The 13,164-nt window shown below is 63.0% G+C and carries 13 protein-coding genes; 11 read left to right on the top strand and 2 right to left on the bottom strand.

The genetic code is table 11. From position 1 onward, the window contains the following. Window positions 1-32: 32 nt before the first annotated feature. Window positions 33-374, bottom strand: coding sequence for a hypothetical protein (locus ASG84_RS05850; protein ID WP_057476077.1), 342 nt, complete (start codon window positions 372-374; stop codon window positions 33-35). Between the two features lie 379 nt (window positions 375-753). Between ASG84_RS05850 and sucB the strand changes: the two genes are divergently transcribed. The 5 genes from sucB to ASG84_RS05825 all read left to right on the top strand — a co-directional run bounded on the left by sucB (window position 754) and on the right by ASG84_RS05825 (window position 6,212). Next, window positions 754-2,529, top strand: a complete 1,776-nt coding sequence (gene sucB / locus ASG84_RS05845; protein ID WP_057476076.1) for a 2-oxoglutarate dehydrogenase, E2 component, dihydrolipoamide succinyltransferase — start codon at window positions 754-756, stop codon at window positions 2,527-2,529. A gap of 150 nt (window positions 2,530-2,679) precedes the next feature. Beyond that, window positions 2,680-3,570 (top strand): TIGR01777 family oxidoreductase, encoded by an 891-nt coding sequence (locus ASG84_RS05840; protein ID WP_057476075.1) that lies wholly within the window; start codon window positions 2,680-2,682, stop codon window positions 3,568-3,570. A 21-nt stretch (window positions 3,571-3,591) separates the two neighbouring features. Further along, on the top strand, window positions 3,592-4,371 hold the full coding sequence (gene lipB, locus ASG84_RS05835; protein WP_057476074.1) for a lipoyl(octanoyl) transferase LipB: 780 nt from the start codon (window positions 3,592-3,594) through the stop codon (window positions 4,369-4,371). A 10-nt stretch (window positions 4,372-4,381) separates the two neighbouring features. Then, window positions 4,382-5,395 carry a lipoyl synthase gene (gene lipA, locus ASG84_RS05830; protein WP_200936507.1) on the top strand — a complete coding sequence of 338 codons (1,014 nt, stop codon included), beginning with the start codon at window positions 4,382-4,384 and terminating at the stop codon, window positions 5,393-5,395. A gap of 61 nt (window positions 5,396-5,456) precedes the next feature. Beyond that, window positions 5,457-6,212: a DUF4191 domain-containing protein gene (locus tag ASG84_RS05825; RefSeq protein WP_057476072.1), complete on the top strand. Its 756-nt coding sequence runs from the start codon at window positions 5,457-5,459 to the stop codon at window positions 6,210-6,212. Between the two features lie 40 nt (window positions 6,213-6,252). On the opposite strand, the gene ASG84_RS05820 is transcribed toward ASG84_RS05825, so the two are convergent. Further along, window positions 6,253-6,717: an RDD family protein gene (locus tag ASG84_RS05820; protein WP_057476071.1), complete on the bottom strand. Its 465-nt coding sequence runs from the start codon at window positions 6,715-6,717 to the stop codon at window positions 6,253-6,255. Between the two features lie 167 nt (window positions 6,718-6,884). Here ASG84_RS05820 and glnA point away from each other — a divergent pair, with 167 nt between their 5' ends. From glnA to ASG84_RS05790, 6 genes are all read left to right on the top strand, one after another. Continuing rightward, window positions 6,885-8,321 carry a type I glutamate--ammonia ligase gene (gene glnA, locus ASG84_RS05815; RefSeq protein ID WP_032368128.1) on the top strand — a complete coding sequence of 479 codons (1,437 nt, stop codon included), beginning with the start codon at window positions 6,885-6,887 and terminating at the stop codon, window positions 8,319-8,321. A gap of 187 nt (window positions 8,322-8,508) precedes the next feature. Further along, the gene (locus tag ASG84_RS05810) at window positions 8,509-9,159 is read left to right on the top strand and encodes an ABC transporter permease (protein WP_057476070.1); all 651 of its coding nucleotides are present in this window, start codon (window positions 8,509-8,511) and stop codon (window positions 9,157-9,159) included. Further along, on the top strand, window positions 9,152-10,351 hold the full coding sequence (locus tag ASG84_RS05805; RefSeq protein WP_057476069.1) for an ABC transporter ATP-binding protein: 1,200 nt from the start codon (window positions 9,152-9,154) through the stop codon (window positions 10,349-10,351). Before ASG84_RS05810 ends, ASG84_RS05805 begins: the two co-directional genes overlap by 8 nt. A gap of 95 nt (window positions 10,352-10,446) precedes the next feature. Then, window positions 10,447-11,157: an ABC transporter permease gene (locus ASG84_RS05800; RefSeq protein ID WP_442970910.1), complete on the top strand. Its 711-nt coding sequence runs from the start codon at window positions 10,447-10,449 to the stop codon at window positions 11,155-11,157. Continuing rightward, on the top strand, window positions 11,157-12,140 hold the full coding sequence (locus ASG84_RS05795) for a glycine betaine ABC transporter substrate-binding protein (protein WP_057476068.1): 984 nt from the start codon (window positions 11,157-11,159) through the stop codon (window positions 12,138-12,140). The genes ASG84_RS05800 and ASG84_RS05795 overlap by 1 nt, the downstream gene beginning before the upstream one ends. Window positions 12,141-12,175: 35 nt before the next feature. Beyond that, window positions 12,176-13,159 carry a glycine betaine ABC transporter substrate-binding protein gene (locus tag ASG84_RS05790; RefSeq protein ID WP_057476067.1) on the top strand — a complete coding sequence of 328 codons (984 nt, stop codon included), beginning with the start codon at window positions 12,176-12,178 and terminating at the stop codon, window positions 13,157-13,159. Window positions 13,160-13,164: the final 5 nt, after the last annotated feature.

Below are 13,164 nucleotides of genomic sequence, written 5' to 3'. Positions count from 1 at the left end.
CCGTGCGCGCGGATCTGCGCGCACGGACGCGATCACCGGTCGCGCCGTTCCTGTTCGCGTCTCTTGACGATCTTCTGGCGAGCATCGTGGTCGCGCATTCGCTGGGGGTACCCGGTCTTCCGGACGTCGTAGACCGGGATCTTCAGGTCGGGTCCGATCTTTCGTGCATATTTTTCATCCAGCGGACGCCGGGTCCATTCGCCGTCGTTCGCCACCAGGACGACGGTCAGTGGAGTCACTGTCGTCTTCGGCTCGACATAGGCCTCCACACCGATTCGCGCCGCAGTCCAATCGGCCAGGTACTGGGCGACCGACCCTTCGGGACCACGTTTCGCGGCCCCGCCGCGCCGCTTGAGTCGATCGAACAATCCCACGAGAACATCCTTTTCGTACGGCCGATGGATTCCCGGCACGGATGCCGGAAATGTTGTTACCCGCCAGTTTGCCAGGCGTGTTCTGCGCCCTAGGGGAACGGCGAGGCGATAACAATGGAAGGATGCCGGTAGAGGGTTCAACTCTCTTGATAGTGAACCAAGGCTCGTGAAGTGAGTGAGTGAATTGCCGAGAGGGAGTGTCGACGTGGGCGCTGTATCGAGCCGAACATGCTCGGTCGGTGTCTGGTGCACCGGTGCCTCCGTCGAACCGAATCACGCAACTCTCGTCCATGAACCCTGTTCCGCCAGCACAATGGTCTGCGACCACAAGTCGTAAGAACTACATCACCCGCATACAACTGTCGAGGAGTCAACAGACATGGCCTTCTCCGTCCAGATGCCAGCTCTCGGTGAGAGTGTCACCGAGGGAACTGTCACGAGGTGGCTCAAACAAGAAGGCGACACCGTCGAAGTCGACGAGCCATTGCTCGAAGTCTCCACGGACAAGGTCGATACCGAGATCCCGTCGCCTGCTGCCGGTGTTCTCACCAAGATCGTCGCTCAGGAAGACGACACCGTCGAGATCGGTGGCGAGCTCGCCCAGATCGGTGACGCAGGCGAGGCCCCCTCGTCGGACGCACCGGCCGAAGACGCTGCTCCCGCCGAGGAGTCCGCACCCGAAGAGGCTGCCGAGGAGCCCACTCCCGCAGCCGAGCCCGAGCCGCAGGCCGAGGAGGAGGCACCCGCAGCGAGTGCATCGTCCGACTCGTCCGGCTCCGGTACACCGGTGACGATGCCCGAGTTGGGTGAGTCCGTCACCGAGGGCACCGTGACCCGCTGGCTCAAGGCTGTCGGCGACGAGGTTGCAGTCGACGAGCCGCTGCTCGAGGTCTCCACCGACAAGGTCGACACCGAGATTCCTTCTCCGGTCGCCGGTACTCTGCTGGAGATCTCCGCCGAGGAAGACGACACGGTCGCCGTCGGTGGCCAGCTCGCCGTCATCGGATCCGGATCGCCGGCCGAGAAGGCCCCCGAGCCCGAGGCCACCCCGGAGCCCGAGGCCCCCAAGGCCGAGGAGCCGAAGAAGGAAGAGCCGAAGAAGGAGGCTCCCAAGCAGGAAGCTCCGAAGGCCGAGCCCAAGCCCGAGCCCAAGCAGGAAGCTCCCAAGGCCGCTCCCGCCAAGGAGTCGGCACCGTCGGGTGATTCCAGCCCGTACGTCACACCGCTCGTGCGGAAGTTGGCGTCGGACAATGACGTCGATCTCGCCACCGTCAAGGGCACCGGTGTCGGTGGACGCATCCGCAAGCAGGACGTGCTCGCTGCCGCCGAGGCCAAGAAGGCTCCGGCTGCCCCGGCCGCCGAGGCTGCGCCCGCAGCTGCCGCCAAGCCTGCGGCGCCGGCTACCGCCGGTGTTCGTCCGGAGCTCGCGCATCTTCGTGGCACCACGCAGAAGATCAACCGGATCCGTCAGATCACCGCGAAGAAGACGCGCGAATCGCTGCAGACCTCAGCGCAGCTCACGCAGACCTTCGAGGTGGACGTCACCAAGATCGCCGGTCTGCGGACGAAGGCGAAGGCGAAGTTCGCCGAGAACGAGGGCGTCAACCTGACGTACCTGCCGTTCTTCGCGAAGGCCGTCGTGGAGGCACTCAAGGCGCACCCCAACGTCAACGCGAGCATCAACGAGGACGCCAAGGAGATCACCTATCACGCCGATGTCCACCTGGGCATTGCCGTGGACACCGAGCAGGGTCTCCTCTCCCCCGTCATCCACAACGCCGGTGACCTGTCGCTGGCCGGGTTGGCTCGGGCGATCAACGACATCGCGACCCGCGCACGTTCGGGTGGGCTGAAGCCGGACGAGCTCTCCGGTGGCACGTTCACGATCACCAACATCGGCAGCCAGGGCGCGCTGTTCGACACCCCGATCCTGGTTCCGCCGCAGGCGGCCATGCTGGGCACGGGTGCGATCGTCAAGCGCCCCGTGGTGGTCAAGGACGACTCGGGGAACGAGTCGATCGGTGTCCGCTCGATGTGCTATCTGCCGCTCACCTACGACCACCGGTTGGTGGACGGAGCCGACGCAGGCCGCTTCCTGACGACGATCAAGCAGCGTCTCGAAGTGGCGTCGTTCGAGGCCGATCTCGGCCTCTAGACAACCGGCGGGTCTCGCGCCTCACGTATTCTCGTAGGAGCGCGACACATTCGCATCGGAGTCTCGACAAGCGGGGCACGAACCGAGCATCCGGGGCATCATTCGTTCGCGAATGATGCCCCGGCTTGCGTCAAGGAGGCTTTCGTTCATATGCGCGTAGTCATTGCAGGTTCATCGGGATTGATCGGCACAGCCCTGGTCGCAGCATTGCGGGGGCGGAGCCACGATGTCACCCGTCTCGTACGGCGTTCACCGGCGGGACCGGACGAGTCGCAGTGGGACCCGTCCCGCGGGAGCATCGACGCGGCCACCCTCGATGGTGCCGACGCGATCGTCAATCTGTGTGGTGTCGGAATCGGCGACAAGCGATGGTCCGGTGCGTACAAGCAGTTGGTGCGCGACAGTCGAATCGCTCCGACCGAGGTGCTCGCCGGAGCTGCCGCCGACGCGGGAGTACCGACGTTGATCAACGCCAGCGGCGTCAACTTCTACGGTGACACCGGCGATCGAGTGGTCGACGAGAGCGCCCCCGTCGGTGGGGGTTTTCTGGCCGAGGTCTGTCGCGACTGGGAGAACGCCACGTCTGCCGCGTCGGAAGCCGGTGTTCGCACGATCATGCTGCGCAGCGGTGTTGTGCTGTCGCAGCGCGGCGGCATGTTGGGCAAGCTCCGCCCGCTGTACCTGTTCGCCCTCGGCGGGCGCCTCGGCAGTGGACGTCAGTACTTCCCGTGGATTTCCTTGGAAGACGAGATCGGTGCCATCGTTCACGGCATAGAGAACGATTCCTTGCGTGGACCGGTCAACATGGTGGGTCCGACCCCGGTGACCAACGCCCAGTTCAACAGTGCGATGTCGCGTGCGGTGCACCGCCCGGCACCGTGGGTCGTCCCCGGCTTCGCCCTCAAGGCGGTGATCGGTGAATTCGCCGAGGAAGCCATTCTCACCGGTCCACGCGCCATTCCGAAGGCTCTGGAGGACGCGGGGTACACCTTCGAGCACAACACCGTGGGAGAGGCACTGCGAGTAGCTGTGGGCAGCTGACGCGGCGTACCGTTCCGAATCATGAGTGACGCGAACTCTTCGTCGGTCCGAACATCGGCACGCGCGAGCACCGACCCTGTGGAGGTGCGCGAGTTGGGCACCGTCGAGTACACCGAGGCGTGGGCTCTCCAGCGTGATCTTGCAGGTGCTCGGGCCGACGACATCGGCTCCGACACACTGCTGCTGCTCGAGCATCCGTCCGTCTACACGGCTGGTCGACGCACTGCCGATGAAGACATGCCCCGGGACGGCACTCCCGTCGTCGAGGTGGACCGCGGCGGCAAGATCACCTGGCACGGACCTGGCCAATTGGTCGGATATCCCATCGTCAAGCTCGCGCAGCCCATCGACGTCGTCAAGTACGTGCGGCGTATCGAAGAAGCGCTGATCTCCGTCGTGTCCGGCTACGGCATCGAGTGCGGACGTGTCGACGGCCGCTCCGGGGTGTGGCTCGCAGCCGAGATGCGCGACGGCAGCTGGCTTCCCGAGCGGAAGATCGCCGCGATCGGGGTCCGCGTGCAACGCGGAGTGACACTGCACGGCTTCTCGCTCAACTGCAACGCGGCCATGACCGGTTTCGATGCGATCGTCCCGTGCGGTATCGCCGATGCGGGCGTCACCTCTCTGTCACTCGAACTCGGACGTGACGTGACAACCGCCGACGTCGTCGCTGCCGTCACCTCCGCGATACTGGCAGCCCTCGACGGTTCGATGCCGGTGCAGGACCACGACATAGAGCATCCGGCGACTGTCGGCGCGTCAAACAACCCGCAGTTCACCACCGTTCGCTTCGGCGCGTAGCATCGAATCTGTGACTGTGGCCCCAGAAGGACGCAAGCTGCTCCGCCTCGAGATCCGAAACGCGGAGACCCCCATCGAACGCAAACCCAACTGGATCAAGACGAAAGCCAAGATGGGCCCGGAATACACCGAGCTCAAGGGTCTTGTGAAGCGCGAGGGTCTGCACACGGTGTGCGAGGAAGCCGGCTGCCCGAATATCTACGAATGCTGGGAAGATCGCGAGGCGACCTTCCTCATCGGCGGTGAACAATGCACCCGTCGGTGCGATTTCTGCCAAATCGACACCGGTAAGCCGGAGGACCTCGATCGAGACGAACCACGCCGCGTGGCGGAGTCCGTACAGGCCATGGGTCTGCGTTACTCGACGATCACCGGCGTCGCTCGTGACGATCTCGAGGACGGCGGTGCGTGGCTGTACGCCGAGACGGTGCGCTTCATCAAGAAGCTGAACCCGAACACCGGTGTCGAGCTGCTCATCCCGGATTTCAACGCCAAGCCCGATCAGCTGGCCGAGGTCTTCTCCTCGCGACCCGAGGTGCTGGCCCACAACGTCGAGACCGTGCCGCGCATCTTCAAGCGCATCCGTCCTGCGTTCCGCTACCAGCGCTCGATGGACGTCATCACCGCAGCGCGCGACGACGGTCTGGTCACCAAGTCCAACCTCATTCTCGGCATGGGCGAAACACCCGAGGAGGTGCAGGAAGCGATTCGCGACCTGCACGAGGCAGGTTGCGACATCCTGACCATCACCCAGTACCTGCGGCCTTCGCCGCGACACCACCCCGTCGAGCGGTGGGTGAAGCCGGAGGAGTTCGTCGAGCACTCCGACTATGCCACCGAGATCGGCTTCGCAGGAGTTCTGGCCGGGCCGTTGGTCCGCTCCTCCTACCGTGCCGGCCGCCTGTACGCGCAGGCCATGGCGCACCACGGTCGTGAGCTGCCCGAGAGCATGAGCCATCTGACCGACGGCGGCGAAGCATCACAGGAGGCCAGTTCGCTGATGGCCCGTTTGGCCGCGCGCTGATCGTCGTTCCCAACCCGGAGCGGTGCACGTGAGCGTCGGCACAGGACGTATCCTGTGAGGTATGGCGAACGGCAGTAAGGCTGGCAAAGCAGCAAAGCCCAGCAAGGAAGTAAAAGCAGCCGCGAAAGCGGCCCGCAAGAAGGCATCGAAGGAACGTCGCAGTCAGCTGTGGCAGGCGTTCCAGATGCAGCGCAAGGACGACAAGGCTCTCCTTCCGCTGATGATCGGGGCGGTGGTCGGGCTCGGGCTCGTCGGCTTCCTCATCGGCCTTGCTTTCGGCTTCCAGTGGTTCTTGCTCCCCATCGGCTTACTGCTCGGCGTGTTGGTCGCCTTCATCATCTTCGGTCGCCGAGTGCAGAAGTCGGTGTACAAGAAGGCCGACGGTCAGGCCGGTGCAGCGGCCTGGGCCCTGGACAACCTGCAGGGTTCGTGGCGGGTGACCAACGCGATCGCCGGCACCACTCACCTCGACGCCGTGCATCGGGTGATCGGCAAGCCCGGGGTCATTCTCGTCGCCGAGGGTGCGCCCCAGCGAGTGAAGGCATTGCTGGCGCAGGAGAAGAAGAAGACCGCCCGCCTGGTGGGCGATACCCCGATCTACGACGTCATCGTCGGAAACGGAGAGAACCAGATTCCTCTGTCGGGTCTGCAGAAGTATCTGTCGAAGCTGCCCAAGAACATCGACGGCAAGCGCATGGACACCATCGAGTCACGGCTCTCCGCGCTCGGCACGAAGGGCGGCCCGGCAATGCCGAAGGGACCCGTTCCCGGCGGGGCCAAGATGAAGGGCGTCCAGCGGACCATGAAGCGCCGCTAGATCCCCGATCGATACTCGACAGCAGCCCTGGTGCGCCCCCTCAACGGGTTCGCAGCAGGGCTGTTCCCGTTGCGCGGTCGTGCATTCCGCGACCGTCCATGTCGGTGATGACGGCCGGGACGACGAACAGCAGTATCAGCTGACGAACCAAGGCTCGGACGAAACCGACTCGGGCGTGAGCGTCGATGCGGCCGACCTGGATGCCGACCACGAACTGCCCCGGGGTGAACGAGAACAACGAGACGGTCACCAGTCCTACTGCGAACCACACGCCGAGCACGATCGTCGAGATCAGCCCACTCGTGGTGTAACCGCCGAGTATCAGCGACGCCACGCCGGTCGCCATGGTCCAGTCCAGAATCAGGGCCAAGATTCTGCGCCCTGCACCAGCCAGTGCTCCGACCCCCTGCTGAGGCAGGCCCAGTTCTTCGCCGCGAAAGTTCTGTGGTTGTCGTGGGTTCGCGGCCGCCGGTCCGGACAACCAGGACCCTGTCATTCGTGCCATGATTTCCAGGATAGGCGCGACCGGACACACGGGAAAACACACGGACGTACTGTTGTCCGTGCCGCTCGTGAACCAGGACGCGTAACACGGGCGAAACACGACCTTGACGGGTGGGCAACACCAAGTCCATAACGTCAGTTCGACGGACTCAACAAAGGAGCAAAAGCGTGGCGTTTTCCACGGCCCAAGAGGTCATCAAGTTCATCGCAGATGAAGGAATCGAATACGTCGACATCCGATTCACGGATCTGCCGGGTGCGCAGCAGCACTTCTCGATCGCTGCCAAGGCGTTCACGGCCGATACCCTGGAAGACGGTCTCGCGTTCGACGGCTCGTCCGTCCGTGGCTTCCAGTCCATCCACGAGTCCGACATGATCTTGCTTCCGGACTACGCCACCGCTCAGGTCGATCCGTTCCGCAACGCCAAGACGCTGAACATCGACTTCTTCGTCCACGATCCGTTCACGCGTGAGGCGTACAGCCGCGATCCCCGCAACGTGGCTCGCAAGGCCGAAGAGTACTTGGCCAGCACCGGCATCGCCGACACCGCATACTTCGGTGCCGAGGCCGAGTTCTACATCTTCGATTCCGTGCGCTTCGACTCGCAGGCCAACGGTGCCTTCTACGAGGTGGATTCCTCCTCGGGTTGGTGGAACACCGGAGCCGAGACCGAGGCAGACGGCAGCCCGAACCTCGGCTACAAGGTTCGCTTCAAGGGTGGCTACTTCCCCGTCGCTCCGTACGACCACTACGTGGACCTGCGCGACCAGATCTCCACCAACCTGCAGAACGCGGGCTTCGAGCTCGAGCGCGCTCACCACGAGGTCGGCACCGGCGGTCAGCAGGAGATCAACTACAAGTTCAACACGCTGCTCCGCGCGGCCGACGATCTGCAGCTGTTCAAGTACATCGTCAAGAACACCGCATGGCAGAACGGCAAGTCGGCGACGTTCATGCCGAAGCCGCTCTTCGGTGACAACGGCTCGGGCATGCACGTGCACCAGTCGCTGTGGAAGGACGGAAAGCCCCTCTTCCACGACGAGGCCGGATACGCCGGACTGTCGGATCTTGCACGCCACTACATCGGCGGCATCCTGCACCACGCGCCGTCACTGTTGGCGTTCACCAACCCGACGATCAACTCCTACCATCGTCTGGTGCCGGGCTACGAAGCCCCCATCAACCTGGTCTACAGCCAGCGCAACCGGTCTGCGGCAGTCCGCATCCCGATCACTGGCAACAACCCGAAGGCCAAGCGCCTCGAGTTCCGCGCCCCGGACTCCTCGGGCAACCCGTACCTCAACTTCGCTGCTCAGATGATGGCGGGCCTGGACGGAATCAAGAACAAGATCGAGCCGATGGCTCCGGTCGACAAGGACCTCTACGAGTTGCCGCCCGAGGAAGCCAAGAACATTCCTCAGGCACCTACCTCGCTGAACGCGGTGATCGACCGTCTCGAGGCCGATCATGACTACCTCACCGAGGGTGGCGTGTTCACGACCGACTTGATCGAGACCTGGATCTCGCTCAAGCGTGAGCAGGAGATTGCGCCGGTCAACCTGCGACCGCACCCGTACGAATTCTCGCTGTACTACGACGTGTGAGTCGATAGATTTGCACGAACAAACGCCCGGCCGAATCTTTTCGGCCGGGCGTTTTCGCGTTCTCGATTGTTTCCGATCGGCAACTTTTGCAGCAATCCGCAAAGAATTCGGACCGGTCGGCGTTTGATAAGTGGTACGCGGGGTAAAAGAAATCATCCGCTACCGGCGAACAGAGGACGACAACTGCATGGATGCACTGTGGGAATTCATCGTCGGGCGGCGAAGACAGTTGGCGATCGATTCATATCTGCATGTTTCGGCCGTCGTGCAATGCGTGATCATCGCTACCGTGCTCGGCGTGGCCATCGGCATCCTCGTCTACCGCAGTCCGGCCGGATCAGCCGTGGCGACAGCTCTCGCGAGCACTGTACTGACGATCCCGTCGTTCGCTCTGTTGGGTCTGCTGATTCCCATTCTGGGACTGGGCGTTCGACCGACAGTAACTGCTCTCGTTCTGTACTCGCTGCTTCCGATCATCCGGAACACGGTGGTAGGGCTCGATGCGGTGAACCCAGCGGTCACCGATGCTGCTCGCGGAATCGGTATGAGCCGAATTCTTGTATTGCGGCGCATCGAGATTCCACTGGCGTGGCCCTCGATTCTGACCGGGATGCGGATCAGCACACAGCTGGCCATGGGCATTCTGGCCATCGCTGCGTACGCCAAAGGCCCTGGACTGGGCAACCTTCTGTTCTCCGGGCTCGCGCGGGTCGGCAGCCCCACGGCCGTTCCACAGGCCCTGACCGGCACCATCCTCATCGTCCTGCTGGCGCTGATACTCGATGGGATCTACGTCGTGATCGGCAAATTGACCACCTCGAGGGGTATCCGTGAGTGAGAAAACGACCGTATCCGGTGCAGAAATCGTGCTGGAGAACGTGACCAAGAGTTACTCGGGCCAGAAGGATGCGGCCGTCGACAACGTGTCGATGACGATTCCTGCCGGCGAGGTGGTCGTCCTGGTCGGCCCGTCCGGCTGTGGCAAAACGACGACCATGCGCATGATCAATCGATTGATCGAGCCGACGTCGGGCCGCATCACCATCGGCGGCAAGGACGCGTTGTCGATCAACCCGAACGAGCTCCGCCGCACGATCGGATACTCCATCCAGCAAGCAGGACTGTTCCCGCACATGACCATTTCCGAGAACGTCGGGATGGTTCCAGGGTTGATCGGCTGGAAGAAGAACCGGATCTCGGATCGCACGGACGAAATGCTCGATCTCGTCGGTCTCGATCCGGCGTTGTACCGAGACCGCTACCCGCGCCAACTGTCGGGAGGTCAGCAGCAGCGGGTCGGTGTTGCACGCGCTCTGGCCGCCGATCCCCCGGTTCTGTTGATGGACGAGCCCTTCGGTGCCGTCGACCCCATCACCCGCGGCCTGTTGCAAGACGAACTGATGCGCCTCCAGGCAGAATTGGGCAAGACCATCGTGTTCGTCACCCACGACTTCGACGAAGCCGTCAAGCTCGGTGATCGAATCGCTGTGTTGGGCAATCAGTCTCGGATTCTGCAGTTCGACACCCCAGAGGCAGTACTGGCCAATCCGGCCGACGACACCGTTGCCGGATTCGTCGGTGCCGGTGCAGCTCTCAAGCAACTGACCCTGATGAGAGTGCGTGACATCGAATTGTCCGATGTTCCGGTCATGGGCGAGGATCAGCCGGTCGAGTCGATGAACGCGGCTCTCGGAAACGACCCGGAAGCATGGGGAATCATTCTCGACGCGCGCAAGCGGCCCATTCGATGGACCGATCGACGCCACCTCACGAACGCGAAGAGCCTGCGCGACGTCGGTGTTCCGATGGGCGAAATGGTCTCGACGCAGTCGACGCTGCAGGACGCACTCGAAGCGCTTCTCGCCGAGGGAAATGCGACCGCAACGGTGACCGGTCAGCGCGGTGAATACGCCGGCACGATCACCATCGAGCAACTGATCGACACCATCAAGACCATCCGTTCGCAGCATGCTCACGACCACGACAAGGACAACTCAGCGGAAGACGTGACTGCAGGAAGTCCGTCGTGACGACCTCTGCGGACCCCTCGGTCGTCGATGCAGCGGGAGACGACAGCGGCGCGCAGGCGGCGAAGCAGGCTGCCAAGCGAGCCGAGCGGATTCGCTTGCTGGTGCAACCCGCGATCATCTTGTTGGTCGTCGTCGTTCTGCTTGCCTACACGTTCACCCGCGACTTGAGTGCCACGCAAAAGGAGACACTGAACGCGAGCACCTTGTTCCAGCGGCTGTCCGAGCACGTCGTCATCACCGTCGTCGTCACCGCGCTCGTGCTCGCGATAGCGGTTCCACTGGGAATTCTGTTGACCCGCAACGGCTACCGAAAGTTGGCGCCGATCTTCATCGGTATTGCCAACATCGGTCAGGCCGCTCCGGCTGTCGGCCTGCTGGTGTTGTTGTTCCTCGCGACGGGCAAGACCGGTTTCTGGATCGGCGTACTCCCCATCGCGTTCTACTCACTCCTTCCGGTTCTCCGAAACACGATGCTCGGCTTCCAGCAGGTCGACCCGAGCTATATCGATGCCGCACGCGGACAAGGCATGTCGAGTAGCGGCATTCTGTGGCGTATCGAGTTTCCGCTCGCCGTGCCCTACATGTTGGCCGGTCTCCGCACGTCGCTGGTGCTCGCTGTCGGCACGGCCACACTGAGTTTTCTCGTGGGAGCGGGAGGTCTCGGAGTTCTGATCGATACCGGATACAAGCTCTATCAGCCGCTGATCCTCGTCGTGGGAGGCGTTCTCGCCGTGGCCCTCGCGTTGTTCGTGGACTGGCTCGGGGCGCTCGCCGAGGCCTTTCTCGGCCCGAAAGGACTGCGCTGATGCGGCGCTCGACACGACAGCTCATTGCCCTGTGCGCGATCAGCACGCTCGCACTGGCAGGGTGCGGTTTGCAATCGGGCAGCGCGGTGCCACTGTCGGTGGAGCCCGGGAGCATCGAAGCGATGCCGGGTCTCGAGGGCGCGGAATTGACCGTCGGCTCCAAGGACTTCACCGAGCAGATCGTATTGGGCTACATCCTCGAATTCGCGTTGTCGGCCGCAGGTGCCGACGTTCGCGACCTGACAAATATTTCGGGGTCCAACAGTACTCGCCAAGCCATGGTCTCCGGGCAGGTCGATCTCACCTACGAGTACACCGGGACCGGCTGGATCAACTACCTCGGCAACGAAAGTCCCATCACGGACGCCACCGAGCAGTTCGATGCGGTCCGCGACGCCGATGTCGCCAATGGACTGACGTGGGTCAACCCCGCGCCGATGGACAATACGTACGCACTGGCGATGAACCAGGCGACGGCGGACCAGACCGGAGTGAAGACACTCTCGGACTACGCGGCTCTCGTGGCGCGCGATCCGGCCGCGTCGGCGTTGTGCGTCGAGACCGAGTTCAATTCTCGGCAGGACGGATTTCCCGGGCTGGCGGCGGCCTACGGTTTCGACCCCAATGCTGTTCCCCGTCAGATTCTGCAGACCGGAATCATCTATCAGGCGACGGCCGAGGGTTCGCAGTGCAAGTTCGGTGAGGTGTTCACTACCGACGGCCGAATCAAGGGTCTGAATCTCGTTGTGGTCGAGGACGACAAGAGCTTCTTTCCCCGGTACAACGCCACGGTGGTGATCCGCTCGTCGATCGCCGAGCAGTATCCACAGATCGCCGAGTTGACGGCACCGATCTCGGCAAAGCTGACCAACGACGAGATCACCGAACTGAACAAGCAGGTCGACGTCGACGGTCGCGAACCCGCCGAGGTCGCCCGTGACTGGATGGTCAAAGAAGGCTTTGTCACCGCCGGCGCGGATTAGCCGTCTCTTACCTCGAACCGTAAGGACCGAAGCTGATGCGGCACACCGTACGACGATCGATTGCCCTGTGCGCCGTTCTGCTGACGGCGCTGACGAGTTGCGGTCTGGAGTCGGGTAGTGCGGTGCCGCTGTCCGTGGAACCCGGCAGCATCCAACCTGTGCCTGGTCTCGAGGGCGCAAAGTTGATCGTCGGCTCGAAAGAATTCACCGAGCAGGTGATCCTGGGATACATACTCGAATTCGGACTGGTGGCCGCCGGAGCCGACGTTCGCGATCTCACCAACATTTCGGGGTCCAACAGCACTCGACAAGCTATGGTCTCCGGCCAGGTGGACGTCACTTACGAATACACCGGTACAGCCTGGATCAACTTCCTGGGAAACGAAACCGCCATCCCGGACGCCACCGGGCAGTTCGAAGCCCTACGCGACCAGGACGCGGCCAACGGACTCACCTGGGTCAACCCAGCACCGATGGACAACACGTATGCACTTGCGATGAATCAGGCAACGGCAGACGCGACCGGCATCAAGACGCTGTCGGACTATGCCGCGCTCGCCAAGACCGATCCGGCCGCGGCACAGACCTGTGTGGAAACCGAGTTCAATTCGCGACAGGACGGGTTTCCGGGTATGGCCGCTGCCTACGGCTTCGACCCCAATGTCGTTCCGCGGCAGGTGTTGCAGGGCGGCATCATCTATCAAGCAACAGCCGACGGTTCGCAGTGCACGTTCGGTGAAGTGTTCACCACCGACGGCCGCATCAAAGGCCTGGATCTGACAGTGATTCAGGACGACAAGAGATTCTTTCCCCGCTACAACGCCACGGTCGTGATCCGCACGCCGATCGCCGAGCAATACCCGGAGATCGCCGAGGTCACCGCTCCGATCTCCGCAGTGTTGACGAACGACGAGATCACCGAGCTCAACCGGCAGGTGGACATAGACGGCCGTGAGCCAGCAGATGTCGCGCGCGACTGGATGGTGAAGCAGGGCTTCGTCACCGTCGACGGTGACTAGAGGGA

Source organism: Rhodococcus sp. Leaf278 (genome assembly GCF_001426085.1).
Classification (GTDB): Bacteria; Actinomycetota; Actinomycetes; order Mycobacteriales; family Mycobacteriaceae; genus Rhodococcoides.
This window is presented reverse-complemented; position numbering and strand designations above follow the sequence as displayed.

Coding starts and splice junctions, on each gene's coding strand:
- sucB (WP_057476076.1), top strand. CDS start 754: ATGGCCTTCTCCGTCCAGATGCCAGCTCTCGGTGAGAGTGTCACCGAG.
- ASG84_RS05840 (WP_057476075.1), top strand. CDS start 2,680: ATGCGCGTAGTCATTGCAGGTTCATCGGGATTGATCGGCACAGCCCTG.
- lipB (WP_057476074.1), top strand. CDS start 3,592: ATGAGTGACGCGAACTCTTCGTCGGTCCGAACATCGGCACGCGCGAGC.
- ASG84_RS05825 (WP_057476072.1), top strand. CDS start 5,457: ATGGCGAACGGCAGTAAGGCTGGCAAAGCAGCAAAGCCCAGCAAGGAA.
- ASG84_RS05820 (WP_057476071.1), bottom strand. CDS start 6,717: ATGGCACGAATGACAGGGTCCTGGTTGTCCGGACCGGCGGCCGCGAAC.
- ASG84_RS05810 (WP_057476070.1), top strand. CDS start 8,509: ATGGATGCACTGTGGGAATTCATCGTCGGGCGGCGAAGACAGTTGGCG.
- ASG84_RS05795 (WP_057476068.1), top strand. CDS start 11,157: ATGCGGCGCTCGACACGACAGCTCATTGCCCTGTGCGCGATCAGCACG.
- ASG84_RS05790 (WP_057476067.1), top strand. CDS start 12,176: ATGCGGCACACCGTACGACGATCGATTGCCCTGTGCGCCGTTCTGCTG.